Origin of the sequence: Streptomyces sp. NPDC006512 (assembly GCF_040611935.1) — a bacterium.
Lineage (GTDB): Bacteria > Actinomycetota > Actinomycetes > Streptomycetales > Streptomycetaceae > Streptomyces.
Window position 1 is genome coordinate 104,714 of record NZ_JBEXPG010000001.1, and the last position, 26,524, is coordinate 131,237.

The 26,524-nt window shown below is 73.3% G+C and carries 27 protein-coding genes; 18 read left to right on the forward strand and 9 right to left on the reverse strand.

The window, feature by feature from the left end:
• The first annotated feature begins 14 nt into the window (after positions 1-14).
• The 3 genes from ABZZ17_RS00485 to ABZZ17_RS00495 are packed head-to-tail and all read left to right on the forward strand — an operon-like array spanning position 15 to position 2,527.
• A complete protein-coding gene (locus ABZZ17_RS00485) occupies positions 15-776 on the forward strand; it encodes an SDR family oxidoreductase (RefSeq protein ID WP_356870399.1) in 762 nt (253 codons plus the stop codon).
• Between the two features lie 26 nt (positions 777-802).
• A complete protein-coding gene (locus ABZZ17_RS00490) occupies positions 803-1,864 on the forward strand; it encodes a low specificity L-threonine aldolase (protein WP_356870693.1) in 1,062 nt (353 codons plus the stop codon).
• Between the two features lie 60 nt (positions 1,865-1,924).
• A complete protein-coding gene (locus ABZZ17_RS00495; RefSeq protein WP_356870401.1) occupies positions 1,925-2,527 on the forward strand; it encodes a transglutaminase family protein in 603 nt (200 codons plus the stop codon).
• Here the strand turns inward: ABZZ17_RS00495 and ABZZ17_RS00500 are convergent.
• Positions 2,463-3,698, reverse strand: a complete 1,236-nt coding sequence (locus ABZZ17_RS00500) for an MFS transporter (protein WP_356870403.1) — start codon at positions 3,696-3,698, stop codon at positions 2,463-2,465. The genes ABZZ17_RS00495 and ABZZ17_RS00500 overlap by 65 nt on opposite strands.
• Positions 3,699-3,779: 81 nt before the next feature.
• On the opposite strand from ABZZ17_RS00500, the gene ABZZ17_RS00505 reads away from it, so the two are divergent.
• Entirely contained in the window at positions 3,780-4,361 is a 582-nt protein-coding gene (locus ABZZ17_RS00505; protein ID WP_356870405.1) for a CGNR zinc finger domain-containing protein, read from the forward strand.
• A 37-nt stretch (positions 4,362-4,398) separates the two neighbouring features.
• Here ABZZ17_RS00505 and ABZZ17_RS00510 read toward each other — a convergent pair whose 3' ends face one another.
• Positions 4,399-5,121: a lysophospholipid acyltransferase family protein gene (locus tag ABZZ17_RS00510; RefSeq protein ID WP_356870407.1), complete on the reverse strand. Its 723-nt coding sequence runs from the start codon at positions 5,119-5,121 to the stop codon at positions 4,399-4,401.
• 243 nt (positions 5,122-5,364) lie between these two features.
• Here ABZZ17_RS00510 and ABZZ17_RS00515 point away from each other — a divergent pair, with 243 nt between their 5' ends.
• The 6 genes from ABZZ17_RS00515 to ABZZ17_RS00540 all read left to right on the forward strand — a co-directional run bounded on the left by ABZZ17_RS00515 (position 5,365) and on the right by ABZZ17_RS00540 (position 9,976).
• Positions 5,365-5,718: a thioredoxin family protein gene (locus ABZZ17_RS00515; RefSeq protein ID WP_356870409.1), complete on the forward strand. Its 354-nt coding sequence runs from the start codon at positions 5,365-5,367 to the stop codon at positions 5,716-5,718.
• Between the two features lie 103 nt (positions 5,719-5,821).
• Positions 5,822-5,902 carry a putative leader peptide gene (locus ABZZ17_RS00520; protein WP_356870695.1) on the forward strand — a complete coding sequence of 27 codons (81 nt, stop codon included), beginning with the start codon at positions 5,822-5,824 and terminating at the stop codon, positions 5,900-5,902.
• A gap of 83 nt (positions 5,903-5,985) precedes the next feature.
• Positions 5,986-6,504, forward strand: a complete 519-nt coding sequence (locus ABZZ17_RS00525; RefSeq protein ID WP_356870697.1) for a flavin reductase family protein — start codon at positions 5,986-5,988, stop codon at positions 6,502-6,504.
• Positions 6,505-6,705: 201 nt separating this feature from the next.
• A complete protein-coding gene (locus ABZZ17_RS00530) occupies positions 6,706-7,491 on the forward strand; it encodes an electron transfer flavoprotein subunit beta/FixA family protein (RefSeq protein WP_356870411.1) in 786 nt (261 codons plus the stop codon).
• Positions 7,492-7,551: 60 nt separating this feature from the next.
• Positions 7,552-8,514, forward strand: a complete 963-nt coding sequence (locus ABZZ17_RS00535) for an electron transfer flavoprotein subunit alpha/FixB family protein (RefSeq protein WP_356870413.1) — start codon at positions 7,552-7,554, stop codon at positions 8,512-8,514.
• Between the two features lie 163 nt (positions 8,515-8,677).
• Positions 8,678-9,976 carry an aldolase gene (locus ABZZ17_RS00540; RefSeq protein ID WP_356870415.1) on the forward strand — a complete coding sequence of 433 codons (1,299 nt, stop codon included), beginning with the start codon at positions 8,678-8,680 and terminating at the stop codon, positions 9,974-9,976.
• A gap of 83 nt (positions 9,977-10,059) precedes the next feature.
• Here the strand turns inward: ABZZ17_RS00540 and ABZZ17_RS00545 are convergent, their stop codons facing one another.
• Complete coding sequence (locus ABZZ17_RS00545) at positions 10,060-11,046, reverse strand: LacI family DNA-binding transcriptional regulator (RefSeq protein WP_356870699.1); 987 nt, start codon at positions 11,044-11,046, stop codon at positions 10,060-10,062.
• A 198-nt stretch (positions 11,047-11,244) separates the two neighbouring features.
• Here ABZZ17_RS00545 and ABZZ17_RS00550 point away from each other — a divergent pair, with 198 nt between their 5' ends.
• Positions 11,245-12,282, forward strand: a complete 1,038-nt coding sequence (locus ABZZ17_RS00550) for an NUDIX domain-containing protein (protein ID WP_356870417.1) — start codon at positions 11,245-11,247, stop codon at positions 12,280-12,282.
• A gap of 151 nt (positions 12,283-12,433) precedes the next feature.
• On the opposite strand, the gene ABZZ17_RS00555 is transcribed toward ABZZ17_RS00550, so the two are convergent.
• Positions 12,434-12,655, reverse strand: a complete 222-nt coding sequence (locus ABZZ17_RS00555) for a hypothetical protein (protein ID WP_356870419.1) — start codon at positions 12,653-12,655, stop codon at positions 12,434-12,436.
• Positions 12,656-12,748: 93 nt separating this feature from the next.
• The gene (locus ABZZ17_RS00560; protein WP_356870421.1) at positions 12,749-14,113 is read right to left on the reverse strand and encodes a dipeptidase; all 1,365 of its coding nucleotides are present in this window, start codon (positions 14,111-14,113) and stop codon (positions 12,749-12,751) included.
• 343 nt (positions 14,114-14,456) lie between these two features.
• Between ABZZ17_RS00560 and ABZZ17_RS00565 the strand changes: the two genes are divergently transcribed.
• Both ABZZ17_RS00565 and ABZZ17_RS00570 read left to right on the forward strand, forming a co-directional pair.
• Complete coding sequence (locus ABZZ17_RS00565; RefSeq protein WP_356870701.1) at positions 14,457-15,647, forward strand: geranylgeranyl reductase family protein; 1,191 nt, start codon at positions 14,457-14,459, stop codon at positions 15,645-15,647.
• A gap of 423 nt (positions 15,648-16,070) precedes the next feature.
• A complete protein-coding gene (locus ABZZ17_RS00570) occupies positions 16,071-18,551 on the forward strand; it encodes a dolichyl-phosphate beta-glucosyltransferase (protein ID WP_356870423.1) in 2,481 nt (826 codons plus the stop codon).
• A 107-nt stretch (positions 18,552-18,658) separates the two neighbouring features.
• Here ABZZ17_RS00570 and ABZZ17_RS00575 read toward each other — a convergent pair whose 3' ends face one another.
• Entirely contained in the window at positions 18,659-19,135 is a 477-nt protein-coding gene (locus ABZZ17_RS00575) for a nitroreductase/quinone reductase family protein (protein WP_356870425.1), read from the reverse strand.
• Between the two features lie 149 nt (positions 19,136-19,284).
• Between ABZZ17_RS00575 and ABZZ17_RS00580 the strand changes: the two genes are divergently transcribed.
• Together ABZZ17_RS00580 and ABZZ17_RS00585 are read left to right on the forward strand one after the other, a co-directional pair.
• Positions 19,285-19,983, forward strand: coding sequence for a TetR/AcrR family transcriptional regulator (locus ABZZ17_RS00580; protein ID WP_356870427.1), 699 nt, complete (start codon positions 19,285-19,287; stop codon positions 19,981-19,983).
• A gap of 239 nt (positions 19,984-20,222) precedes the next feature.
• On the forward strand, positions 20,223-21,245 hold the full coding sequence (locus ABZZ17_RS00585) for a spherulation-specific family 4 protein (RefSeq protein ID WP_356870429.1): 1,023 nt from the start codon (positions 20,223-20,225) through the stop codon (positions 21,243-21,245).
• Positions 21,246-21,318: 73 nt separating this feature from the next.
• On the opposite strand, the gene ABZZ17_RS00590 is transcribed toward ABZZ17_RS00585, so the two are convergent.
• Positions 21,319-21,585 carry a DUF6332 family protein gene (locus ABZZ17_RS00590; protein ID WP_356870431.1) on the reverse strand — a complete coding sequence of 89 codons (267 nt, stop codon included), beginning with the start codon at positions 21,583-21,585 and terminating at the stop codon, positions 21,319-21,321.
• Positions 21,586-21,673: 88 nt separating this feature from the next.
• Complete coding sequence (locus ABZZ17_RS00595; RefSeq protein WP_356870433.1) at positions 21,674-22,417, reverse strand: maleylpyruvate isomerase family mycothiol-dependent enzyme; 744 nt, start codon at positions 22,415-22,417, stop codon at positions 21,674-21,676.
• A gap of 35 nt (positions 22,418-22,452) precedes the next feature.
• On the opposite strand from ABZZ17_RS00595, the gene ABZZ17_RS00600 reads away from it, so the two are divergent.
• Together ABZZ17_RS00600 and ABZZ17_RS00605 are read left to right on the forward strand one after the other, a co-directional pair.
• On the forward strand, positions 22,453-23,127 hold the full coding sequence (locus ABZZ17_RS00600; RefSeq protein ID WP_356870435.1) for an alpha-ketoglutarate-dependent dioxygenase AlkB: 675 nt from the start codon (positions 22,453-22,455) through the stop codon (positions 23,125-23,127).
• Between the two features lie 41 nt (positions 23,128-23,168).
• The gene (locus ABZZ17_RS00605; protein ID WP_356870437.1) at positions 23,169-24,494 is read left to right on the forward strand and encodes an ROK family protein; all 1,326 of its coding nucleotides are present in this window, start codon (positions 23,169-23,171) and stop codon (positions 24,492-24,494) included.
• A gap of 115 nt (positions 24,495-24,609) precedes the next feature.
• Here the strand turns inward: ABZZ17_RS00605 and ABZZ17_RS00610 are convergent, their stop codons facing one another.
• Positions 24,610-25,125, reverse strand: a complete 516-nt coding sequence (locus tag ABZZ17_RS00610) for an ATP-binding protein (protein ID WP_356870439.1) — start codon at positions 25,123-25,125, stop codon at positions 24,610-24,612.
• A 198-nt stretch (positions 25,126-25,323) separates the two neighbouring features.
• Between ABZZ17_RS00610 and ABZZ17_RS00615 the strand changes: the two genes are divergently transcribed.
• Entirely contained in the window at positions 25,324-26,466 is a 1,143-nt protein-coding gene (locus tag ABZZ17_RS00615; protein WP_356870441.1) for a PLP-dependent cysteine synthase family protein, read from the forward strand.
• Positions 26,467-26,524: the final 58 nt, after the last annotated feature.

Genomic DNA, 26,524 nt, shown 5'->3' on the forward strand with positions numbered 1-26,524 from the left:
AGGAGGCTGCAGAGATGAACGGCTCCGTGAACGGCAACGGCAAGCTCCACGGAGCGGTGGTCGCGGTGGCGGGAGCCGGCGGACCCGCCGGCCGCGCCACCCTGCTCCGCCTCGCCGAGGCGGGCGCCGTGGTCGTCGCCTCCGACGCGAACCCCGAACGCCTCGCGGAGGCCGTCGACGCGGCCCGGTACGCCCACGGCGGCGCCACCATCACCGGCGACACCGTGGACCTGCTCGACCTGGCCGCCACCCGGGCCTGGGCCGAGCAGATCGAGAAGGACTTCGGCCGGATCGACGGCGTCGTCCACCTCGTCGGCGGCTGGCGCGGCAGCAAGACCTTCACCGACGTGGACCTCGCCGACTGGGACTTCCTGGAGAAGCTCCTCATCCGCACCGTCCAGCACACCTCGCTCGCCTTCCACGACGGCCTGCTGCGCAGTGACCGCGGACGCTACGTGCTGATCAGCCAGTCCGGCGCGCACAAGCCGGTCGCCAACAACGCCGCCTACAACGCCGGCAAGGCGGCCGCCGAGGCCTGGACCCTCGCCATGGCGGACTCCTTCCGCAAGGCGGGGGGCGAGGACGGCCCGAGCGCCGCGGCTGCGATCCTGGTCATCAAGGCACTGGTGCACGACGCGATGCGCGCCGAGCGTCCCAATGCGAAGTTCGCGGGCTTCACCGACGTCAAGGAGCTGGCCGAGGCCATCGCCGGCGTGTGGGAGCGGCCCGCCTCCGATGTGAACGGACAGCGTCTGTGGCTCACTCCGCAACCGTGAGGACCGATGCCGTGAGGACCGATGCCGTGAAGACCGACGCCCGGCGCCACCACGATCCGGCGGTGCGCGGGTTCGCGAGCGACAACTACGCCGGGGTGCACCCGGAGGTCCTCGCGGCCCTCACCCTCGCCAACGGCGGCCACCAGGTCTCGTACGGCGAGGACGAGTACACCGAAAACCTGCAGAAGGTCTTCCGCAGTCACTTCGGGCCGTACGCGGAAACCTACCCGGTCTTCAACGGCACGGGCGCCAACGTCGTCGCCCTCCAGGCCATGACCGACCGGTGGGGCGCCGTGATCTGCGCCAAGAGCGCCCACATCAACGTGGACGAGGGCGGCGCGCCCGAGCGCATGGCCGGCCTCAAGCTGCTCGCCGTCCCCACGCCCGACGGCAAGCTCACCCCCGAGCTGATCGACCAGGAGGCCTGGGGCTTCGAGGACGAGCACCGGGCCATGCCCCAGGTCGTCTCGATCACCCAGAACACCGAGCTCGGCACGGTCTACACGCCGGACGAGATCAAGGCGATCTGCGACCACGCCCACGGCCTCGGCATGAAGGTGCACCTCGACGGCGCCCGCATAGCCAACGCCGCGGCCTCGCTGGACGTGCCGATGCGCACCTTCACGAACACGGTCGGCGTGGACGTGCTGTCGTACGGCGGCACCAAGAACGGCATGATGTTCGGCGAGGCCGTGGTCGTGCTGAACCCGGACGCCGTCCGCAAGATGAAGCACATCCGCAAGATGTCGATGCAGCTCGCGTCGAAGATGCGCTTCGTCTCCGTGCAGCTGGAGGCGCTCCTCGCGAAGGACCTGTGGCTGCGCAACGCCCGCCACGGCAACGCGATGGCGCAGCGGCTCGCGGCAGGCGTGCGCGAGACCGACGGCGTGGAGATCCTCTACCCGGTGCAGGCGAACGCGGTGTTCGCCCGGCTGCCGCACGAGGTCACCCGGCGGCTCCAGGAGCGCTACCGCTTCTACTTCTGGGACGAGGCCGCCGGCGACGTCCGCTGGATGTGCGGTTTCGACACCCAGGAAGAGGACGTGGACGGCTTCCTCCAGGCGCTGAAGGAAGAGCTGGCGCGCTGAATTCCACGCGCCGATAATTCGATAGAAATGCGCGAAAGCGCATAGGTATGCTCCTGGATCATGGAAATGATCCAGGAGCATTCCGACCTCTCCGCCTACCTGGCGGCGGACGAGGCAGTCGACCACGACCACCCCTTCGTCCTCGAAACCGCCGACGCCCTCTGGACGGCCACGGGCGAGGACCGGGCCTACGCCCAAGTGGCCTTCGAGTTCGTCCGCGACACCGTCGCGCACTCCGCGGACTCCGGCGACCAGCGCGTCACCTGGCGGGCCTCCGACACCCTGAGCACCCGCAACGGCATTTGCCTCGCCAAGTCCCACGCCCTCGCCGCCCTGCTGCGCGCCCGCGGCATCCCGGCCGCCCTGTGCTACCAGCGCCTCGCCGACGACGACACCGGGACGCGGCACCTGCTCCACGGGCTGATCGCCCTCCGGCTGCCCGGCACCGCCCGCTGGTCCCGGCTCGACCCGCGCGGGAACAAGCCCGGCGTCGACGCCCGCTTCGACCTGGAACACGAGCGGCTGGCCTTCCCCGTCCGCCCCGAGCTGGGCGAGGCCGACTACCCCGGGCTGTACGCCGCCCCGCACCCCGCCGCGCTCAAGGCGCTCCGGGAGTCCGCGGACCGGACGCGGCTGTGGGAGAACCTGCCGACGGCTCTGTAGCGGCCTCCGGTACGGGCCCCCGGGCCGCCACCAGTACGTGCAGGGCGGCGGCCGCGAGCTGGAGCGCCGCGATCCCGAGCAGCAGCGCCCACGCCGGCGCCGCGGCCGCCAGCCCCACGAGGGCGGCGCCGGCCGAGGCCGCCGTCAGCTTGAGCCCCGCGCCCAGGGTGAACACCTGCGCCCGCGCCCCGTCCGGCGCGTACCGCGACCGGATCCGCAGCGTGGCCGTCAGCAGCGGCCCGTCGCACACCCCGGCCGCCGCGAACAGCACCGCCGTCGCCGCCACCGACGGGGTGAACGCGGCCGCCGCCAGGGCCGCCCCCGTTCCGGCCATCGCCCAGCGCGCCAGCCGGCCCGGGGCCACCGAGGTGATCCGGCCCAGCGTCAGGGAGCCGCCCAGGGCGCCCACCGCGAACGCCGTCATCAGGACCCCGCCCGCGCCCGGGCTGCCGCGTTCCGTGGCCAGCAGCACCGCGCTGGTGGTCAGCGCCCCGATGCCGACGAAGGCCAGGGTCGTCGCCGAGGTGACGGCGCGCAGCTCCCGTACCCGCCACAGTGCGGCGAGGCCCGCGCCGAGCCCGGCCCGGGGTCCGTCCTGCGGCCGGGCCGCGCCCGGGTCCCCGTACGGGAGGGTCGCCGCCAGGACCACCGCCAGGGCGCCGGAGCACGTCAGCAGCGCCATCGCGGGCCCCGCCGAGGCCAGTGCCGTGACCGTCCCGACGGCGGCCGGAGCCGTCACCGCCGCCGCGTTGTAGGTGGACGCGTCCCAGCCGTACGCCCGGTCGCGGCCCGGCCCCTCCGGCACCAGCCCCGCCACCAGGCTGGACAGCCCGCCCGTCACCATCGGCCCGCAGGTGCCCCCGAGCACCGCCACGGCCAGCACCACCGGCCAGGGGGCCCGCCCCAGCAGCGCGGCCAGTACCCCGGTCGCGGCCGTGAAGCCGGCCAGCGCGCCCGCGTAGAACAGCCGCGGCCGCCGGGTCCGGGCCGCCGCCGCCCCCGCGAGGGGAGCCGCCAGTACGTGCGGAGCCAGCCAGGCGGTCAGGACGAACGCCCCGTGCGCCGCGCTGCCGGTGCGTTCCAGGGCCAGCAGCACCACCGCCATGCCCATGCCCTCGGAGGCGAAGCGCGCGGCCAGCGCCGCCCCCAGATACCGCCCGAACCCGCCCATGCCCGGCCCCCTCCGCGATGGGTAACGTGATATCCGCAAAAGACGTTACGTCATGTGGGTGTACGGCGAAAGGATCCGGCGATGGCGGACGCGCGGAGCGCGGGCGGTCCGGCGGGGGAGGGCTTCTCGGCGGCGCGGCGGCTGGTCGAGTGCGCCGAGGCGGTCCGCGCGGACCCCGAACTGGCGCGGGACGCCCTCGCCGCCCTGCTCGCCCGGCACGGGGAGCACCCCGCGGACCTCGCCCCCGGGGCGTTCGGCGAGGCGGACGCGGCCGAACTGCGGGCCGCGGCGCTGCGGATGGCCCGGGTGCTGGCCGAGACGGACGAGGACCGTGCGGCCGGCGCCCTGAACGCGCTGCTGGAGGAGTGCGGAACCCGGCCCCGGCTGACCCGGCACGACGGCCACCCCTGGCACCTCCACGTCGACCGGGGCGACGGGGCGCACTGGGGCGACTGGTTCCTGGCCTCGGGCGCCCTCGCCCTGGCCCAACTGCTCACCGAGCACGGGCGCATCGTGTGGGGTGCCTGCGCCGCCGCGGGCTGCGGGCGGCTCTTCCTCGGCGCCGGTCCGGGCAGTGCCCGCCGCTACTGCTCCACCACCTGCGCCACGCGCGCCCGGGTCGCGGCGCACCGGCGCCGCAAGCGCGAGGACGCCGGGGGCTGAGGACACGGCCGCACTCCGGCGCGGCCGTGCCGACGGCTCAGCCGGCTTCCTTGACCTGCGCCGCCGTCGGCGCGGTACCGCCCAGGTGGGCCGGGAGCCACCAGGAGTCCTCGGGGCCCGAGGGCTTGGCCGGGTAGGCGCGCTGCGCCGCCTCCAGCAACTCCTGGACGCGCTCGCGCAGCCGGCGCGTGATGGCCCCGGCGTACTCGTCGGACGGGGCCTCGATGGGCTCGCCGATCCGCATGGTCACCGGGATGTGGCTGCGCTTGAGGTTCTTCGGGCGGCCCTTGGTCCACAGCCGCTGCGTGCCCCACAGCGCCACCGGGATCAGCGGGACGCCCGCCTCCTGCGCCATGCGCGCCGCACCCGACTTGAAGCTCTTGAGCGTGAACGACTGGGAGATCGTGGCCTCGGGGAACACCCCGATGATCTCGCCCGACCGCAGGGAGTCCAGGGCGTGCTGGTACGCCGACTCACCCTGCGTGCGGTCCACCGGGATGTGCTTCATCGCGCGCATCAGCGGGCCGGAGACCTTGTGCCGGAACACCGACTCCTTCGCCATGAACCGCACCAGGCGCTTCTGCGGCCGGGCCGTCAGGCCGGCGAAGATGAAGTCGAGGTAGCCGATGTGGTTCGACACCAGGACCGCCCCGCCCTGGCGCGGGATGTTCTCGGTGCCCTTCATGTCGATCCGGATGTCCAGCGCACGGAACAGGGTGTGCGCGGCGCCGATCACTGGGGGGTATACGAGCTCAGCCATGGTGGGGAGACCCCGCTTTCTGCCTGGGGAGGTGCTCCCGGCCGGAAGTTACGGAAGCGTAGGTACGCGACCATGTGGGGATCGTGCCCCAAACACGGCCCGCTGGCCAGCCCAGACGCCCGTGCCCGAAGAGATTCTCGTCACGCGGGGAATGCCGCGCGGCGGCGGTGCGCTCGGACAGGGGGCTCTCCCGGCTCCCGCCGGGCGGGTGCGAACATACGGACAGGGTAGACAGGAGCACACGTGCGCGGGCACGAAGGGGACGGGTACGACGCCGGCCGGGAGGCGGGCGCGCCGCTGGGCGCCGCCGAACTGGGCGCGGAACCGGGGGAGCGGGCCAGCCTGGTCCAGTTCTCCAGCGCCTTCTGCCAGCCCTGCCGGGCGACCCGGCGGATCCTGGCCGAGGTGGCCGCCATGGTGGAGGGCGTCGCGCACATCGAGGTCGACGCCGAACGGAACCTGGGGCTGGTGCGCGCCCTCCGCATCGAGAAGACCCCGACCGTCCTCGTCCTGGACGCGGCGGGCCGGATCGTGCGCAGGGCCGAGGGGATGCCCCGCAAGGCGGACGTGATCGCCGCGCTGGGAGCGGCGGTATGACGGGGGCGGTGCGCCGGTGCGCGCGCCCGTACGCAGCGTGACGCGCCTGACATCTGGCCGATGCGGCTTGACTGTGTACGCGTGAGATCGTCAGGCTGACGACATGCGGTATGAACTCCTGCTTTACGGGCGGGTCCATGTGGACCTCGTCCGCTACGCGAGCGCGCGCTGTTGGGATCACTGAACGCCCCCGACCCCCGATCCCCGACTGCGCCCGCGACTCCCGCGGCAGAAGGAAGCCCTCCCATGACCGCCCCGACGGCCCCGATGGCCTCGCCCGCGCCCTTCGGCGCCGACCGCTCCGGCCTCCCCGGCTCGCCCGAACTGCTCCGTTCCGTCTTCCGCCGTCACGCCGCGGGCGTCGCGGTGATCACCGCGGAGAACGGCGGCAGGCCGACCGGATTCACCGCCACCTCGCTCAACTCGGTGTCCGCCGAGCCGCCCCTGCTCTCGTTCACGATCGGCACCGGATCCTCCAGCTGGCCCGCGATACGGGACTCCGAGCACCTGGGCGTCCACATACTCGGCGAGCACCAGCAGGACCTGGCGGGCCTCTTCGCGACCAGCGGCGCCGACCGTTTCGGTCTCGGCACCCGCTGGGCCGAGGGTCCGCAGGGCGTCCCGCTCCTCGACGGGGTGCTCGCCTGGCTGGTGTGCCGGGTGGTGGCGAGGGTGCCCGCGGGCGCCCACCGTGTGATCATCGCGGAGGCGGTGGCCGGGGACCCGGCCGGGGAAGGCCGTCCGCTGCTGTACCACCAGGGGCGCTTCAACGCGTTGCGGGACTGAATCGTCCCTGCTGGGGCGGGTTCGGGCGGCGTTGTCAAGGTCACAGTTCGGCGGCCTTGCACCCGGCGGGCACCCACGGTGTACTGACGAGTAACATTCCCATCGGAGCGCGGGCCGCCCCGACCGGGATCCGCCCGACATGGCGCCTATGCTGCCTGCACAAGGCGGTACCAAAAAAGACGATGCGGTAGGAGAGCCGGCGTGAGCCTGAGGATCGTTGTCTGTGTGAAGTACGTGCCCGACGCCACCGGCGACCGGCAGTTCACCGAGGACCTGACCGTCAACCGTGACGACGTCGACGGCCTGCTGTCGGAGCTCGACGAGTACGCCGTCGAGCAGGCGCTGCAGATCGCCGACGAGGCGGACGACGCGGAGATCACCGTCCTGACCGTGGGTCCCGAGGACGCCAAGGACGCGCTGCGCAAGGCGCTGTCGATGGGCGCCGACAAGGCGATCCACGTCGAGGACGACGACCTGCATGGCTCGGACGTCATGGGCACCTCGCTGGTGCTCGCCAAGGCCGTCGAGAAGGCCGGCTACGACCTGATCATCACCGGCATGGCCTCCACCGACGGCGTCATGGGCGTGCTGCCGGCCATCCTGGCCGAGCGCCTGGGCGTCCCGCAGGTCACCCTGCTCTCCGAGGTCAAGGTCGAGGACGGCGTCGTGACCGGCCGCCGCGACGGCGACTCCGCGAGCGAGCAGCTGGAGGCCTCCCTCCCCGCGCTCGTCTCGGTGACGGACCAGTCGGGCGAGGCCCGCTACCCGTCCTTCAAGGGCATCATGGCCGCCAAGAAGAAGCCGGTGGAGTCCTGGGACCTGTCGGACCTGGACCTGGAAGCCGAAGAGGTCGGCCTCGAGGGCGCCTGGACCGCGGTCGACTCCGCGGCGCAGCGTCCGGCCCGCACCGCCGGCACGATCGTCAAGGACGAGGGCGAGGGCGGCAAGCAGCTGGCCGAGTTCCTGGCCGGCCAGAAGTTCATCTAAGAGCTTCGGCCATCCCCCTCTTAGCCCCCAGATACTTCGCAATCGCAGGAGAGCAGTCCCATGGCTGAAGTTCTCGTCTTCGTCGACCACGCGGACGGTGCCGTCCGCAAGCCCACCCTCGAGCTGCTGACGCTGGCCCGCCGCATCGGCGAGCCCGTCGCCGTCGCCCTGGGTGCCGGCGCCGCCGACACCGCCGCGGTGCTCGCCGAGCACGGCGCCGTCAAGGTCCTCACGGCCGACGCCCCCGAGTTCGCCGACTACCTCGTCGTACCGAAGGTGGACGCGCTCCAGGCCGCGTACGAGGCCGTCTCCCCGGCCGCCGTGCTCGTCCCGTCCTCCGCCGAGGGCAAGGAGATCGCCGCCCGCCTCGCCGTGCGCATCGGTTCCGGCATCATCACCGACGCCGTCGACCTGGAGGCCGGTGACGAGGGTCCGGTCGCGACGCAGGCCGCCTTCGCCGCGTCGTTCACCACCAAGTCCCGTGTCTCCAAGGGCACCCCGGTCATCACCGTGAAGCCGAACTCGGCCCCGGTCGAGGCCGCTCCGGCCGCCGGCACCGTCGAGGCGCTCGCCGTCACCTTCGGCGCCCTGGCCACCGGCACCAAGGTCACCTCGCGCACCCCGCGCGAGTCGACCGGCCGCCCCGAGCTGACCGAGGCCGCGATCGTCGTCTCCGGTGGCCGCGGCGTCAACGGTGCCGAGAACTTCGGCATCATCGAGGCCCTCGCGGACTCCCTCGGTGCCGCGGTCGGCGCCTCGCGCGCCGCGGTCGACGCCGGCTGGTACCCGCACGCGAACCAGGTCGGCCAGACCGGCAAGTCGGTCTCCCCGCAGCTGTACATCGCCTCCGGCATCTCGGGCGCGATCCAGCACCGGGCCGGCATGCAGACCTCGAAGACCATCGTGGCCATCAACAAGGACGCCGAGGCCCCGATCTTCGACCTCGTCGACTACGGCGTGGTCGGCGACCTCTTCGCGGTCGTCCCCCAGCTGACCGAGCAGATCCAGGCCCGCAAGGGCTGACCTGCGAGGAAGTCTTCTCCGGGGCCGTGTGGTGTTTGTCACCGCACGGCCCCGAGTCGTTTCCCCCTCCGGGCCGGGGGACCATTGACGGAGCGGAACCCCGTGACTAAATTCTGCTATGCGGATCTAAGCTTCCGTGAAGCGGAAAAGAGGAGAGTGCACGATGGGTCAGCAGGAGAAGGTGGCGACGAGCCTCGCAGGCGCGGTCAGCGAGGGCATCAGCGCCTCCCTCGCGCCGGTGGACGCGGAACTCGCGCGCCACTACCCGGGCGACCCCGGCACCCGTCAGCCCATCCACACGGTCTACGTGCCCGGTGACGTCTTCGCCGCCGACACCATCCGCTCCTGGGGCGACCAGGCCCTCGCGGCCCTCGACGAGCACGCCCCGGACGCCGCCACCTTCGCCAAGGTGCTGGGCATCTCCGACGAGCTGGCCGTACCCGTCTACGAGCGGGTCCGAGCCAAGCTGGCGAGCGAGCCCGTCGAGGACCTCCGCGTCGACTTCGAGGACGGCTTCGGCGTCCGCTCCGACGAGGAGGAGGACCAGGCCGCGGCCCGCGCCGCCCGCCTCGTCTCGGAGGCGTTCGCCAACGGCACGAACGCCCCGTACATGGGCATCCGCATGAAGTGCATGGAGTCCAACGTCCGCGACCGCGGCATCCGCACCACCGACATCTTCCTCTCCGGCCTGCTCGCGAACGGCGGCCTCCCCGAGGGCCTCGTCCTGACCCTGCCCAAGGTCACCTACGCCGAGCAGGTCAGCGCCTTCGTCAAGCTGCTGGAGGCCTTCGAGAGCGCCCGCGGCCTGCGCCAGGGCCGGATCGGCTTCGAGATCCAGATCGAGACCAGCCAGTCCATCGTCGCCTCGGACGGCACCGCCACCGTCGCCCGCATGATCGAGGCCTCGAAGGGCCGCGCCACCGGCCTGCACTACGGCACCTTCGACTACAGCGCCTGCGTCGGCGTCTCCGCCGCCTATCAGTCCAGCGACCACCCGGCCGCCGACCACGCCAAGGCGATCATGCAGGTCGCGGCCGCCGGCACCGGCGTACGCGTCTCCGACGGCTCGACGAACGTCCTGCCCATCGGCACCACCGAGCACGTCCACGAGGCCTGGAAGCTCCACTACGGCCTCACCCGCCGAGCCCTGGCCCGCGCCTACTACCAGGGCTGGGACATGCACCCGGCGCACCTGCCGACCCGGTACGCGGCCGTCTTCACCTTCTACCGCGAGGGCCTGGAGACCGCCGCCGCCCGCCTGAAGGCGTACGTCGCCAAGATCGAGGGCGACGTCATGGACGAGCCCGCCACCGCCAAGGCCCTGGCCGGCTACCTCGTCCGCGGCCTCGACTGCGGCGCCGTCGGCGCCGACGAGGTCACGGCCCTCACCGGCCTGACCCGCGCCGAACTCGACGCCTTCGCCATCCCCCGCCGCTCGGCGACACTGACGGCCTCCGCCTGATCCGCGGCTCCGCGTACGGCCCGGCCGGGGACCCCCGGCCGGGCCGTACGCCGTTTCCGGAACCGGAGCCCTGAGCCGGGGCCTCAGCCGGCCGGGGGGAGTTCGCCCGAGCCGCGGGGGATCAGGTGGGTCGGCAGTTCGATGCGGGTCGGGGGGAGGCCGGCGCCCGCCAGGCGCTGGAAGAGGCGGTCCGTGGCCACCCGGCCCAGGGTCGCCGCGTCCTGCGCCACCACCGTGACGCCGGGGTTCAGCAGGTCGGCCAGCTCGAAGTCGTCGAAGCCGACCAGCGCCACCGGGCGGTGCCGCGCCGCGAGGACCCGTACGACCGTGACGGTCACCCGGTTGTTGCCCGCGAAGACGGCCGTGACCGCGTCCGGGCCGCGGAGCATCGCCCGCGCCGCGTCCGCCACCCGCTCCGGGGAGGTCGAGCCGAGCGAGACCCAGGAGCCGGACACCGGCAGGCCCGCCCGCTCCATGGCCTCGCGGTAACCGCGCAGGCGCTCCGTCGCCGTGTGGATGCGCGGGTGGTCGCCGATGAACCCGATCCGCCGGTGCCCGCCCGCGATCAGGTGCGCCACCCCGTCGCGCGCGCCGCCGAAACTGTCCGACAGTACGACGTCGGCGTCGATCCGGCCCGCGGGCCGGTCCACGAACACCGTCGCCACGCCCGCCCGGATCTCCGGCTCCAGGTACCGGTGGTCGTCCCCGGCCGGGATCACGATCAGGCCGTCCACCCGGCGGGCACACAGCGCGAGCGCCAACTCCCGCTCGCGGTCCGGGTCCTCGGCGCTGGAACCGTTGATGAGGAGCGCGCCGTGCGTCCGGGCCACCTCCTCCACGGCCCGGTTGAGCGGACCGTAGAAGGGGTCCGCGAGGTCCTCCAGGACCAGACCGACCGTCGCCGTACGGCCCTTGCGGAGCACGCGCGCGCTGTCGTTGCGGCGGAAACCCAGCGCGTCGATGGCCTCCTGGACCCGCCTCTCGGTGTCGGGGGTCACCCCCGGCTCGCCGTTGACGACCCGTGAGACCGTCTTCAGGCCCACACCCGCCCGTGACGCCACGTCCTTCATGGTCGGCCGGTTGCCGTAGCGGGGCTCGGACGGGTGGCGGGTGTGCGGCACGGTGGGGAAACCTCCGGAGGCGGGGCGGCTCGGACAGGGCTCTGACCTTGAGGATAAGCACTCCGCCGAGGAGCGGGTTTCCGTGGCAGGGTGGGGCGGGCAAGCCACTGGGGGCTGCGGAGGCGAGCCATTGGGAGAGGGGTAGACGTGATTGTCTGGATCAACGGCGCGTTCGGTGCCGGGAAGACCAGCACGGCCCGCGAACTGGCCGGACTGCTGCCGGACAGCACCCTGTTCGACCCGGAGCTCATCGGTGACGCACTGCGCCGGCTCCTGCCGCCCGAACGCCTCGCGGAGGTGAGCGACTACCAGGACCTGCCGAGCTGGCGGCGCCTGGTCGTCGACACCGCGGCCGCGATGCTGGCGGAGCTCGGCGGGGTGCTGGTGGTGCCGATGACCCTGCTGCGCCAGGAGTACCGCGACGAGATCTTCGGAGCCCTCGCGGCCCGCCGGATCCCCGTACGGCACGTGCTGCTCGCCCCGGCGGAAACGATCCTGCGCGAGCGCGTCGCGGCCCGCCGGGAGCCGGGCGGCCCCGGCGTCGAGGACGCACGGGACCGGCAGCGGGCGCACGACCAGGTCCCCGCCTACCGGGAGGCACTGGGCTGGCTGACCGCCGACGCCCACGTCATCGACAACGGGCGGCTGACCGCACGGGAGACGGCCGGGCGGATCGCCGAGGCCGTACGGACGGACGCGGCCGGGATCTGCGACATCGTGCAGACCCCGGAGCCGACGCGCGAGACCGTGGCGGCGGGCGTCCTGCTCTTCGACGACCAGGACCGGGTCCTCCTCGTCGACCCGACGTACAAGGCGGGCTGGGAGTTCCCGGGCGGCGTCGTCGAGCCCGGAGAGGCACCCGGCTGCGCGGGCGTACGGGAGGTCGCGGAGGAACTGGGCCTGGAACTGGACCACGCCCCGCCGCTGCTCGTCGTCGACTGGGAACCGCCGCTGCGTCCCGCGTACGGGGGACTGCGGCTCCTCTTCGACGGCGGGCCGCTGACCCCGCCGCAGATCGGCGCGCTGCGCCTGCCCGGCCCCGAACTGCGGGCCTGGCGCTTCGTCACCGAACCGGAGGCCGCCGGGCTGCTGCCGCCGCAGCGCTACGAACGCCTGCGCTGGGCCCTGCGGGCCCGTGAACGCGCCCGCCCCCTGTACCTGGAGGCGGGCCGCCCGACGCCGTGAGCCCTGCGACGCGGTGAGCCCGCGACGCGGTGGGTGCCGGCCCGCGGCGTGACCGGGGGAGTGGACCCGCCACCCGCCCCGTCACCGGAGGGCGGCACCCCGCCGTCCTCCGGTTCCCGGCCGACCGGGGCCGGCGGGGCCTCGTGGACGGTCAGCCGTGTGCGCAGAGCGGCGGTTCCCGGTACGGCAGCACCGGGTCCGGGACGGGCCGATCGCCGTGGACGACCGGGGCGTCCGGCCGGTGCGCCGGCACCAGCGCGCCCCAGCGGGCGGCGAGTTCGCAGGCGGCGCCGACGCGGTCGCGCATGCGGAGCCGGTCCGGGAGCACTCCGACGGGATCCGTGCCCCGGACCCGGGCACGCGGACCGGGCACCCGGCCGCGCACCCGGCACGTGCCTCCGCCCGGGGCGGAGTACGCCGGGGCGCACTCCGCCCCGGGCGGACGGGTGTTGCCGCTCGCGCCGCGTCAGCCGCGCTTGGACTCGGCGTAGTTCACCAGGAAGAGTGCCTCCGCCACCGACAGGCGCTCCAGCTCCTCCGGCGAGACGCTCTCGTTCACCGCGTGGATCTGGGCCTCCGGCTCGCTCAGGCCGATCAGGAGCATCTCCGCCGCCGGGTACAGGGACGTCAGCGTGTTGCACAGCGGAATGGACCCGCCCATGCCGCTGACCTGCATCTCCTGGCCCGGGTACGCCACCCGCATGGCCGCCGCCATCGACGCGTAGGCCGGGCTGCTCGTGTCGGCCTGGAAGGGCTGGCCCTGGCCCACGACCTCGATGCCGAGGCGGGCGCCCCACGGAGTGTGCGCCACCAGGTGCGCCTCCAGCAGCTTGATGGCCCGGGTCGTGTCCACGCCCGGCGGCACGCGCAGGCTGATCAGCGCGCCCGCGCTCGCGTGCACCGAGGGGGTCGCGCCGATCACCGGCGGGCAGTCGATGCCGAGCACGGTGACGGCCGGCCGGGCCCACAGACGGTCCGCGATCGTGCCCTCACCGATCAGCCCGACCCCGTCCAGCACCTTCGCGTCGGCGCGGAACTCGTCCTCCGGGTACTGCAGGCCCTCCCACACCGCGTCGGAGTCGAGGCCGTCCACGGTCGTCGAGCCGTCCGCCGCGCGCAGCGAGGCCAGGGTGTGGATCAGCGCGGCCAGGGCGTCGGGGGCGACCCCGCCGAACATGCCGGAGTGCAGGTTCCCGCCCAGGGTGTCGATCTTCACCTTGAGGAGGGTCATCCCGCGCAGCGTGGCGGTCACCGTCGGCAGGCCCGTACGGAAGTTGCCCGCGTCGCCGATCACGATCGTGTCTGCGGCCAGCAGCTCCGGGTTCGCCTCGGCGTACTGCTGGAGGCCGCCGGTGCCCTGCTCCTCGGAGCCCTCGACGATGACCTTGACGGAGACCGGCACGCCGCCGTTCGCCTTCAGGGCGCGCAGCGCCAGCAGGTGCATGATGAACCCGCCCTTGCAGTCGGCGGCGCCGCGCCCGTACCAGCGGCCGTTCCGCTCGGTGAGCTGGAAGGCGGGGGAGATCCAGGCGGCGTCGTCCAGCGGCGGCTGCACGTCGTAGTGCGCGTAGAGCAGGACGGTCGGGGCGCCCTCGGGGCCGGGCAGGAAGCCGTACACCGACTGGGTGCCGTCGGGGGTGTCGAGGAGCGCCACGTCCTGGAAGCCCTCGACGCGCAGGGCGTCGGCCACCCAGTTCGCGGCGGCCTCGCTCTCGCTCTTCGGGAACTGGGCCCAGTCCGCCACCGACTGGAACGCCACCAGCTCGGTCAGCTCCGCCTTGGCGCGGGGCATCAGCGAGGCGATGGTCTCGGCGATCGGATTCTGGGTCATGGGCACGCTCCTCGTGGGTGCGACGTTGTGAAAGGTGCCGGGTTACGGCGAAAGCAAGGCGAAATACAGTTCCGATCCTCGCACAGAGGGGCGGGCGGACTCTCGCCGTAGGATTTCCACGGCATCCGAGCAATCGCGTGATCAGGAGCAGCAGCACATCGTGAGCAGCGACGACGACGTACACGGCGCAAGCGCAGGGCAGGCCGCTCAGGGGGCGGACGAAGGGACGGCGCGGGAGCCGGCCGACGGGCCGCTCGACGGGCCGCTCGACGAGCCGGCCGGTGGGCCGGACCACGAGCCGGCCGACGGGGCGGCGAGGGCCGCGGACGACGGCACGGGCGAGGTGTGGGACGTGGTCGTGGTCGGCGCCGGTCCGGCCGGGGCCTCGGCGGCCCACGCCGCGGCGACCGCGGGCCGGCGCGTCCTGCTGCTGGAGAAGGCCGAACTCCCCCGGTACAAGACCTGCGGCGGCGGCATCATCGGCCCCTCGCGCGACGCCCTGCCCCCGGGCTTCGTGCTGCCGTTCAAGGACCGCATCCACGCGGTCACCTTCTCGATGAACGGGAAGCTGACGCGGACCCGCCGCTCGAAGGGCATGCTCTTCGGGCTCATCAACCGGCCCGAGTTCGACGCGGCCCTGGTCGCGGAGGCCGAGAAGGCCGGCGCGACCGTCCGCACGGGGACGGCGGTGACCCGGGTCGAGCAGCACGGCGCGGCGGTTCCCGACCGGCGCACCGTCGCCGTGGTCCTCGCGGACGGGGAGACCGTGCTGGCCCGGGCCGTGGTCGGCGCCGACGGCAGCGCCAGCCGCATCGGGGCGCACGTCGGGGTGGAGATGGACCAGGTCGACCTCGGCCTGGAGGCGGAGATCCCGGTGCCGGAGACGGTGGCCGAGGACTGGAAGGGCCGGGTCCTCATCGACTGGGGTCCGCTGCCCGGCAGTTACGGCTGGGTCTTCCCCAAGGGCGACACCCTCACCGTCGGTGTGATCTCGGCGAAGGGCGAGGGCGCCGCCACCAAGCGGTACCTGGACGACTTCATCGCCCGGCTGGGGCTGGCGGGCTTCGAGCCGGCGATCTCCTCCGGGCACCTGACGCGCTGCCGCAAGCCCGACTCGCCGCTGTCGCGCGGCCGGGTACTGGTGGCGGGCGACGCCGCCGGGCTGCTGGAGCCGTGGACCCGGGAGGGCATCTCCTTCGCCCTGCGCTCCGGCCGGCTCGCGGGGGAGTGGGCCGTCAAGATCTCCGAGGCGCAGGACGCGGTGGACGCGCGGCGCCAGGCGCTGAACTACGCCTTCGCGGTCAAGGCCGGGCTGGGCGTGGAAATGGGCGTCGGCAAGCGCATGCTGACCGTGTTCGAGGCGCGGCCGGGCGTCCTGCACGCGGCGATCACCGGCCTGCGGCCCGCGTGGCTCGCCTTCGCCCGCATCACCCGCGGCTCGACGACGCTGGCCGAACTGGTGCGTACGTACCCGCTCGCGGGCAAGGCCCTGCACCTGCTGGACGCCCGCCAGGCGCGCAACGGCCGCGGCTGACCCTCCGGCCCGCCCCGCCCTGCCCCGTCCTTCCCGCAGGCGGGGCGGGGCCCGTGCCGCCCACCGGTGGGCGGCCCTTTTCGGGGTTGATCTATATTGGTCCGGGCTGCCCACCTCGTCACGCCGAAATACGTGGGCATCTGGCATCGCTCCGAGGGGGAGGGGTGTATTGCGACACGGGGGTAGGCGTGGCAGCCCTACGAAAGGCTTTGTCTCAGACCAGTCGGTTCCGAGCGCGTCCGCTGCCGCCGGTCGGCGGTCCTCGATTCCGGAATTCCTTGACCGAGGTATTTCCGCGCGAATCGATCGGAGCCTCTCCCTGCCGTGTCTTCGTCGCACCACATGCGTGGGGACGTACGGCTGAGCGCCAGGTCGCGGCGTGACGGGTGACAGGGGCGGGACAACTGAAGGAATGGCTTGAACATGCAGAACGGCACGCTCGGGGCCCGTGGTGTCACCACCGCGACCAGACCCACGGACCGGGGGCCCGGGTCCGTCGGCCTGTCCGTGGTCATTCCGGCCTACCGGGAGGAGGACCGGCTCGCCCCGACCCTGGAAGTCGTCCGGAAGTACCTCGACGCGCACGTGGGCGGCGGCTCCGGTGACTGGGAGGTGCTCGTCGTCGACGACGGCTCGCCCGACAGGACCGCCGCGATCGCCCTGGAGGCGGGCGAGGACGAGCCCAGGATCCGGCTCGTGCAGTCCGAGCAGAACCGCGGCAAGGGAAGCGCCCTGCGCCTCGGCGTCGCCGCTTCCCTGGGCCGACGCGTACTGATCATGGACGCCGACCTGGCCACTCCCATCGAGGAACTCGCCAAGCTGGAGCGGGCGCTGGCCGACGACCGGGGCGCCGGCGCCGCCATCGGCTCCCGCGCACACCGCGACTCGGCGATCGAGCGGCAGCAGAGCGTGCTACGCGAGGTCCTGGGGTGGGTGGGCAACCGCGTCATACGCATGGTGGCCGTCCGCGGGATCCGGGACACGCAGTGCGGGTTCAAGCTGTTCGACGGCGATCAGGCGCGCGCCGCGTTCGGTGCCGCCCGGCTCGACGGCTGGGCCATCGACGTGGAGATCCTCCAGTACTACCGGCGCAAGGGGTGGCCCGTGGCCGAGGTTCCCGTGCGCTGGGCGCACCAGGACGGCTCGAAGGTCCAGCTCCTGGACTACTTCCGCACGCTCGGCGAGCTGATGCGCCTCAACGCCGGCGGCATAGCCGTCGCCGCCCTGTACGTACTGGCCTCGCTCTACCTGTACAAGGGGCTGTGGGGCGACCTGGACGGCGCGATCCTGGCGCACTCGCTCCAGGACCAGAACCAGTGGGAGTGGTTCTTCGGCATCACCGCCGACAACATCTCCCACCTGCGCAACCCGCTGTTCACCGATTTCCAGAACATGCCCGACGGCGTGAACCTGATGGGCAACACGGTCATGCTCGGGCTGTCCGTGCCGCTGACCCCCGTCACGCTCCTGTTCGGGCCGACGTTCACCCTCGCGCTGGTGTTCACCCTCGGGATCGCGGTGACGGCCTGGGCCTGGTACCGGCTGATCCACCGCCGGCTGACGGACAGCCGCTGGGCGGCCGCCGCGGGCGGCGCCCTGGCCGCGTTCGCGCCGCCGATGATCTCGCACGCCAACGCGCACCCGAACTTCGTCGTGCTCTTCATGATCCCGGTCATCATCGACCGGGCGCTGCGCCTGTGCGAGGGCAGGAACGTCGTCCGCGACGGTCTGCTGCTGGGCCTGTTCTCCGCCTACCAGGTCTTCCTCGGTGAGGAACCCTTCCTGCTGGCAGCCATGGGCATGATGGTCTTCGCCGTCGCCCACGGGCTCTACGACCGCGAGACCGCCCGCAAGGCGGTCAAGCCGCTCGCCAAGGGCCTGGGCATCGCCATGGCCGTGTCCGTCCCCCTGGTGGCCTTCCCCCTCTACTGGCAGTTCTTCGGCCCGCAGAGCTACCACTCGGTGCTGCACGGTGAGAACGGCGCCGGCAATCCGCTGCGCGCGCTGACCGAGTACTCGGCCCGCTCGCTGTTCGGCAACGCGGAAACCGCCGGCAGGCTGTCGCTGAACACCACCGAGCAGAACGCCTTTTACGGCTGGCCGCTGCTGACCCTGGCCGCCGGCATCACGCTGTGGATGTGGCGGCGCCCCCTCGTCCGCGCCCTGGGCATCACCGCCCTCGTCATGGCCGTGCTCTCCCTCGGCCCCCATGTGGAGATCGACAAGTTCGGCTTCACGATCCCCGGCCCGTGGATCCTCCTGCGCCACCTGCCGCTGCTGGAGTCGGTCATCGAGAGCCGGGTCGCGATGGTCTGCGCGCCCGTCTTCGGCATGCTGCTCGCGCTGGCACTGGACCGGGCCGCGGGCTTCCGGGCCCGCGAGCACCGCGTCGTGGGCTACATGGCGGCCGCGGCCGCGCTCATCCCCGTCCTGCCGCTGCCCCTGGTCACCGAGGCCCGCGAACCCGTACCCGCCTTCATCACCCAGGGCCTCTACAAGGACCACCTGAAGGACGGCCGTTCCCTCGTCCCGGTGCCGCTGCCCGACCCCCGTTACGCCGCGGCCCTCCGCTGGCAGAGCAACACCGGATTCGGCTTCAAGCTCGCCGGCGGCTACTTCAACGGCCCGGACGGTCCCGACCGGGTGGGGATTTACGGCGCCAAGCCGCGCATGCTGTCCACCCTGCTCCGCGACATGCGCTGGGGCGCCGTCCCCCCGCCGGCCGTCACCCCCGAGATGCGCGACGAGGCCCGCCAGGACCTCGCCGCTTGGAAGGCCGGGCTGGTGGTCCTCCCCGAGAAGGCCGAGCGCACCGCCGAACTGAGCGGCACCATCACCGCCCTCCTCGGCAAGGAGCCCAAGAGGGTCGCCGACTGCCTCATCTGGCAGGTCGGCCCCGAGTAACCCGCCCGCAGCCGCGAGCAGCCCGCCCGGCCGCGGGGGACGACCTCCCGCGGCGGCGCTCCCAGGGGGCGTCCGCGAAGCCCGCCACGCCCTCCGGGCGTACGGCGCTACTTCGCGGGCGCCCCCTGGTCCGTGACCGTGATGCGGAAGACGGGGTGGTCGGCCGCGGCGGCCCGCAGTTCCGCGTCCGAGGACTTGGCGGTGACGCCCTGGAAGAAGCGGTTGACCTCCCAGCCCCACTTCGCCAGGTACGTGCGCAGCACGGCCGCCTTCGCCGCGGGGTCGGTGAGCTCCGTGGCCGTGAAGGCGCGCACCGTGCGGCCGACGCGGAGTTGACCGCCGCCCGCGACGCGCATGTTGCGGACCCACTGGGAGTGGCCCCGGGCGGAGACCAGGTACTGCGCGCCTTCGTGGCGGTGGGGGTTGACCGGGATCCGCTGCATCGCGCCGGACGTGCGGCCGCGGACCGACAGTTCGGCCGTTCCGGCGAGGCTGATGCCGAGGCGGGCGAGCTTCCCGAAGAGCGCGTTGAAGCGGACACCGAACGGGCCGGCCTGGACGTAGTACGGGGTGGGCGCGTTCACGGCGGGCCTCCGGGACCTGTGAGAGAGCGGTGCTCTCGCTTGAGACCAGTGTGCGCGGATCGATGCGCCGAAGCAAGAGCAGTGCTCTCCGAAAAGAGCGATGCTCCGATTTTCGTGCACTGCTCCACCCGCATGGCACACTGATCCGCATGAGCACCGTGAGAGGGGCCAGGGAGCGGGCCCGCGTCGAGGTCACCGCCGCCATCAAGGACGAGGCGCGCCGCAGGCTCGCGGCCGAAGGAGCCGCCAAACTGTCGCTGCGCGCCGTCGCCCGCAAGCTCGGCATGGTCTCCTCCGCCCTCTACCGCTACTTCCCCAGCCGCGACGAGCTGCTCACCGCGCTGATCATCGACGCCTACGACAGCCTGGGCGCCGCCGCCGAGGAGGCCGAACGGGCCGCCCTCGCCGCCGGTGCCGGCCCCCGCGCCCGCTGGATCGCCGTCTGCGAGGCCGTGCGCGGCTGGGCGCTCGCGCACCCGCACGAGTACGCCCTCGTCTACGGTTCCCCGGTCCCCGGCTACAGCGCCCCCCTCGACACCGTGGGCCCCGCCTCCCGCGTCGCCAACACCCTCATCGGCATCCTCCGCTCCGCCTACGAGGGCCGCGGCCTGGCCCTGCCCCCGCTGCCCGCCGCCCTGCGCCCCGAAGCCGGCCGGATGGCGGCGGACTTCGCCGAAGGGCTGCCGCCCGAGGTGACGGCCGCCCTCGTCGCCGCCTGGGCGCAGCTCGTCGGGCTGGTCTCCTGCGAGCTGTTCGGCCAGTTCGAGCGGGTCGTCGAGGAGCGGGCCGCCTTCTTCGCCCACGCCGCCGGGCAGCTCGCACACGGAGTCGGCCTGCCGGCCGCGTGAACCCCGAGGCCCCGGATCTGCGGCGCGGGTCCCCGGTCCGGCTCCCGGTCCGGCTCCGGTCCGGCCCCCTGGCGCGGACCGGGCGGACCCTGGCTTGGCTGGAATCTGACGGTGGTTCACATGATGAGGTGACAGATCGCTTTTCTGTTCCTCACACCAAAGTGGGTGGTTCGCCTTTCACCGAGTTGCCGCGCGCCTAGTGTTCGTCGGGTCGCGCCCCCGCAGCCGGAGGAACATCCATGCCCCCCGCCCGCTCCGTGACGGCCTTGTACGCCGTCCTGCTGGCCGTGTTGCTCGCCGCCGCGGCGGCCGTGGTGAAGGCCGCGGCCGACGGGACGCACGCGGCCGCCCGGCGCCCGGCGGGAACCGCGCCGCCCGACGGGCGGGCCCCCTCCTCGCCGCCGCCGAGCGCGATACCGGCCCCCACGATCACCCCCACCCCCCGGATGCCCGGCGTCCGCGGCCTGGACATCGCCGTCCCCGCCTACGTCTGGGCCGACGCCCCGATGCTCGCCGACCTCACCGCCACCGGCCCGGCCGCCTCCGTCGTCGTCCTCAATCCCGGCAACGGAGACTCCCCCTTCGACGCGGCCTGGCGGGCCCGGGCGGACGCCCTGCGCGCCGGCACCACCGCCACGGGCGAACGCACCAAGGTCCTCGGCTACGTCCACACCGACCACGGCAACCGCGACATCGCCGCCGTCAAGGCCTCCGTCGACAACTACCTCAGACCCGCCGACGGCGGCGACGGCCGCCTCCACGTCGACGGCATCTTCTTCGACGTCGTCAGCCGGGACTGCGGCCCGGACAACGCCACCCGCGACCACTACGCCGAGCTGCGCCGCTACGTCCAGGAGGTGATGCACACCGTCGACCCGGACGTCCCCGACCTGGTCGTCAACAACCCGGGCACGGCCATCGCCGACTGCTACCTGGAGCCCGGCCACCGCACCGCCGACACCTTCGTGACCTACGAGGACACGTACGCGGAGTACCTCTCGGGCGGCTGGCTCGGCGGCAACGTGTTCAACGCGCGCACCGGCTACCGGGCGGGCTCCGAATTCGACCCGAGCGGCACCGCGTTCTGGCACCTCGTGCACGACGTCCCGGACGAGGCGACGATGCGGGACACCCTGCGCACGGCCTTCGAGCGGGGCGCCGGCTACGCCTACGCGACGAACACGGTCATGCCCAACCCCTGGAACACCGGCCCCACCTGGCGCTACCGCAGCCAGACCGAACACGCCGCCACCCTCGGCTGACGGGCGCCCGGCCCGGGCGCCCCCGGTCCCGCGCCGCCTTACCCGTACGGCCCCCGCGGTCCAGCCCGCCGGTTCAGCCCTCCGACAGGTCCGGCCCCTCCGCCCGCGGCTGACGGCCGAAGCGCCACAGCACGTGCGTGACGCGCAGCAGGAACGCCACGGCGGCCAGCACGCCGCCCGCCACCGCCAGTGTCCGGTGCGCGGCCGGGGAGAGGTCCAGGGCCGGTGCCGCGCCGTAGACCGCCCCGAACACCAGCACGGCGGCGAAGCAACCGCTGACGAAGGCGTAGCCGATCTCGACGGTGACCGCGTCCCGCTCCGCCTGTGTACGTCGCTCCATGCGGGCAGTGTCACAGCGTGCACCGCGAGTCACAAGAGGGCCGGACCGGTGTCGCGGCGGGGGACGGTCGTCGCCGGCCGGCCTCCCCTCAGATCCCGGACGTGCCGCTCCACAGCCGGGCCAGCGAGTCGTCGCCGCTCACCTGCGGCCCGGCCAGGGGGAGCCGGTTCCACAGGGCCGCGTACAGCCAGGCCGCCTCACCGGTCACCTCGCAGTCCGCCCGGTCCCCGGTGTCGCCCGGCACCGCGCGGGCCGGCTCCCGCGACAGGTGGACCGTCCACACCGCGCCCGTGTCCGCCGCCCGGACGCGCAGCACCCGGGGCTCCTCGGTCCGGACCCGGCTGCGGGGCCGGGCGTGGAAGCCGGTGAGCAGTTCGTCCACCCCGTCCTCCGCGAACTCCGGCGTCACCGGGGAGAACTCCGTCCCCTGCGCGGACTCCGCGTCGAAGCGGTGCACGGTCGTCTCGTGGGCCTGGCGCCGCGCCCAGAACGCCAGCGGCGACGGCGGAGCCGTCGGCAGGAACGTCCAGCACACCACGTCGTCCGGAGCCCCGGTCAGGGTGCGGACCAGCGCCTCGTGCCCTTCCCGGAACCAGGAGAGCAGCTCCGCCCCGGCCAGCTCCGGCGCGTCCGGCAGCGGCGTCGGGTCCACCCGGGGCTCCCCGACGAACCCGGCCGCCCAGCGGTGCACGGACCCGGTGTGCCGCAGCAGGTCCGCGACCCGCCACTGGGGACAGGTCGGCACCGCGGCGTCGGTACCCGTCCGCCCGGCCGTCTCGGCGAGCAGCTCGCCCTCCCGGACCAGCGTCTCCACGTATTCGGTGATCTTCATGCCCAGGAGTCTGCCAGCAGGGCCACCATGGAGGGATGGGAGAAGAACTCTTCGCGCCGGAGGAACTCTTCCCGCGCGAACGCGCCGAGATCGCCCCGGGAGCCGTCCACCTGCCCGACTGGCTCGGCCCGCAGGACCAGCGGGAGCTGCTCGCCGCCTGCCGGGCGTGGGCGCGTCCGCCCGCCGGCCTGCGGACCGTACGCACCCCCGGTGGCGGGACGATGAGCGCCCGGCAGGTGTGCCTGGGGTGGCACTGGTACCCGTACGCCTATGCGAGCACCGTCGTCGACGGTGACGGGGCGCCGGTCAAGCCGATGCCCCGCCGGCTGTCCGAACTCGGGCGCCGGGCGGTCGCCGACGCGTACGGGACGTCCCCGGAGCAGGTGGAGGAGTACGACATCGCGCTGATCAACTTCTACGGCGGCGACTCCCGCATGGGCATGCACCGCGACGCCGAGGAGAGGTCACCGGCGCCGGTCGTCTCGCTCAGCCTCGGTGACACCTGTCTCTTCCGCTTCGGCAACACCCACTCGCGCGGACGTCCGTTCCGGGACGTTCCGCTGCGCAGCGGGGACCTGTTCGTCTTCGGCGGCCCGAGCCGTCTGGCCCATCACGGGGTGCCGAAGGTCCTGCCCGGCACCGCACCGCCCGGCCTCGGCCTCGACGGGCGGCTCAACATCACACTGCGGGTCGGCGGCCTGGGGCCGTAGGAGGGCGTCCGGTACCTCCCGATCATGCGAGGATCCATGTCATGAACGGCAACGGGGCCCCGCCGCGGGTGGGGGACGTGACCACGGTGTCCACGGGGACGGCGGGTACCGCGGATTCGGAGGGGTCGGCGGGTACCGCTGGTCCGACGGCTTCGGCCGCTTCGGCGAGGACCAAGCTGGAGCGGGGCCGCGGCGCGCTCGGCCCGGCCCTCGAACTCGTCCACACCGGCCGGGCCCCCACCCGCGCGGTCCTGACGGCCGAGCTCGGGGTCACCCGCGCCACCGCCGGTGCCGTCGCCGCCGAACTGGAAGCGCTCGGCCTGATTCGGGTCGACTCCCGCCCCGGCGGGGCCGGCGGCGCCCAGGGCCGCCCCTCGCACCGGCTGGCGGTCGAGGAGAACGGCCCCGTGGCGCTGGCGGCGCAGGTGCACCCGGACGGGTTCCGGGCCGCACTGGTGGGCCTCGGCGGGCGCATCGTGGCCACCGCACCCGGCAAGGTCACCGTCTCCGCCGACCCGGCGCAGGTGCTCGGCGCGGTCGTCGAGGCGGGGGCGGCGCTGCTCGCCGAGTCCGGGCGGCGCTGCATCGGCGCGGGCCTCGCCGTGCCCTCGGCGGTCGCGGAACCCGACGGTACGGCGCTCAATCCGCTGCACCTGGCCTGGCCGGCCGGTTCTCCCGTACGCGCGATCTTCGCGGAGTGCGTGAAGGCGGCCGGGATCGACGGTCCGGCCCTGACCGGGAACGACGTCAACCTCGCCGCCCTCGCCGAGCACCGGCACGGCGCCGGGCGCAGCGCGCAGCACCTGCTGTGCGTGGCCACCGGGCACCGGGGCGTCGGCGGGGCGCTGGTCCTCGACGGCCGGCTGCACAGCGGCAGCGCCGGTCTGGCCCTGGAGGTCGGCCACCTGACCGTGAACCCGGAGGGGCGGGCCTGTCACTGCGGCAGCCGGGGCTGCCTGGACGTGGAGGCGGACCCGCTGGCCTTCCTCACTGCGGCGGGCCGCACGCCGGGCCCGGAGGTGTCGCTGCTCCAGCAGGCCCGCGACCTGCTGCGCGCGGAGTACGCCGATACGGGGGTCCGGGCGGCCTCCGAGGAGCTGATCGACCGGCTCGGACTCGGGCTCGCGGGCCTGGTAAACATCCTGAACCCGGACCGGATCATCCTCGGCGGCCTGCACCGGGAACTGCTGTACGCCGACCCCGAGCGGCTGCGCGCGGTCGTCGCGGACCGCAGCCTGTGGGGGCGCAGCGGGGGCGTGCCGATCCTGCCGTGCACCCTGGACCACAACAGCCTGGTCGGGGCGGCGGAGCTGGCCTGGCAGCCGGTACTGGACGACCCGCTGGGCACGCTCGGCACCCCCGCCTGACCCACGGCGCGACCCCCGGTCCGCCGCCCGGGCGGGCCGGGCGGGTACGGAGGGTACGGCGGGTGCGGAGGGCTGCGGCGGGCGGTGGCCGGCCGGGCCCGGTGCCGACCGGGGGCTACACCGGCACGCCGGTCCTGACGGCCTCGGCGTCCACGGCGACGAGCACCGGGCGCAGTGGCTCCCGTACGCTCTCGGCGGTGATGCGGACCGTACCGGCCGGAGCCGCCGGAGCGGGGGCCGCCCGCAGCGAGAACCAGACCATCTTCCCGGCGCCGTCCGGCTGGGGCCGGGCCCCCCAGGCTTCGCTGACCGCCTCGACGAGCGCCAGCCCCCGCCCGCAGGTCTCCAGGGTCCCGGCCTCCCGCAGGACGGGCAGCCGCGGATCGCTGTCGTAGACCGCGACGGTGAGCCGCCCGAGGCGGAGCTCGATCTCGACCGAGCAGACCTTGTCCGGCTGCGCGTGGCGGTGCACGTTGCTGAGCAGCTCCGTCACGCCGAGCGCAGCCCGGTCTATGAGCGGATCGAGCTGCCAGTGGCGCAGTTGCGCGGTGACGATGCGGCGGATCTGGCCGATCCGCGCGGGCAGGGCCTGCAGTTCGACGACGCAGTGCCTGCGGGAATGACGTATCACGGCTGCGACTCCCCGAGATGTGAGTTACGGGTGCTGCACCCTCGGTAAAACACCACAAGCGTCACCTAACGTGCCGCGTTCTGCAACCGAATGCGACCGAAAGCGATCGGTATGGAAACCCAAAGTAATCGTTTGCGCAGGTGAGGGGGGTACATTTCGAAAGCGGGGGGCCGCGGAACAGACAAAGGAGCAAGGCGCATGAGCACCACCGGTACCACCGGTACGACGCCCGTGATGACGACCGTCGACGTCGACCGCAGCGACGCGGAATACCGGGCCTGGCTCAACGAGGCCGTCCGCAAGGTCCAGGCCGACGCCAACCGGTCCGCGGACACGCACCTGCTGCGCTTCCCGCTCCCGGAGGCCTGGGGCATCGACCTCTACCTCAAGGACGAGTCCACGCACCCCACGGGCTCCCTGAAGCACCGCCTGGCCCGCTCCCTCTTCCTGTACGCCCTGTGCAACGGCTGGATCCGCCCCGGCAGACCGGTCATCGAGGCCTCCAGCGGCTCCACCGCCGTCTCCGAGGCCTACTTCGCCAAGCTGATCGGCGTCCCGTTCATCGCCGTGATGCCGCGCACGACCAGCCCGGAGAAGTGCCGGCTCATCGAATTCCACGGCGGGGAATGCCACTTCGTCGACGACTCGATGAAGATGTACGAGGAATCGGCCGAACTCGCGGCCCGCACCGGCGGCCACTACATGGACCAGTTCACCTACGCGGAACGCGCGACGGACTGGCGCGGCAACAACAACATCGCCGAGTCCATGTACCAGCAACTGCGCCTGGAACGGTACCCGGAACCGGCCTGGATCGTGGCGACCGCCGGCACCGGCGGCACCTCCGCGACCATCGCGCGGTACGTGCACTACATGCAGCACGACACCCGCATCTGCGTCCCCGACCCGGAGAACTCCTGTTTCTTCGACGGCTGGACGCGCAACGACCCGCACGCCACCAGCGACTGCGGCTCGCGCATCGAGGGGATCGGCCGGCCCCGCATGGAACCGAGCTTCGTACCGGGCGCCATCGACCGCATGATGAGGGTCCCCGACGCCGCGAGCGTCGCCGCGTGCCGGGCCCTGGAGCAGGCCATAGGGCGCAAGGCGGGCGGCTCCACGGGCACCGGCCTGTGGAGCGCCCTGAAGATCATCTCGGAGATGGTGGCCGAGGGCCGCACGGGCAGCGTCGTGACCCTCCTCTGCGACCCGGGCGACCGCTACCTCGACAAGTACTACTCGGACGACTGGCTGGCGGCCCAGGGCCTCGACATCACCCCGTACGCGAAGACGATCGACACCCTGCTGACGACGGGGGAGTGGCGCGAGCCCACCGCCTGACAGCCGCCGGCGCCGCACGGACCAGCAGGAATGCGGATGCGTGCGGCCAGGCCGGACA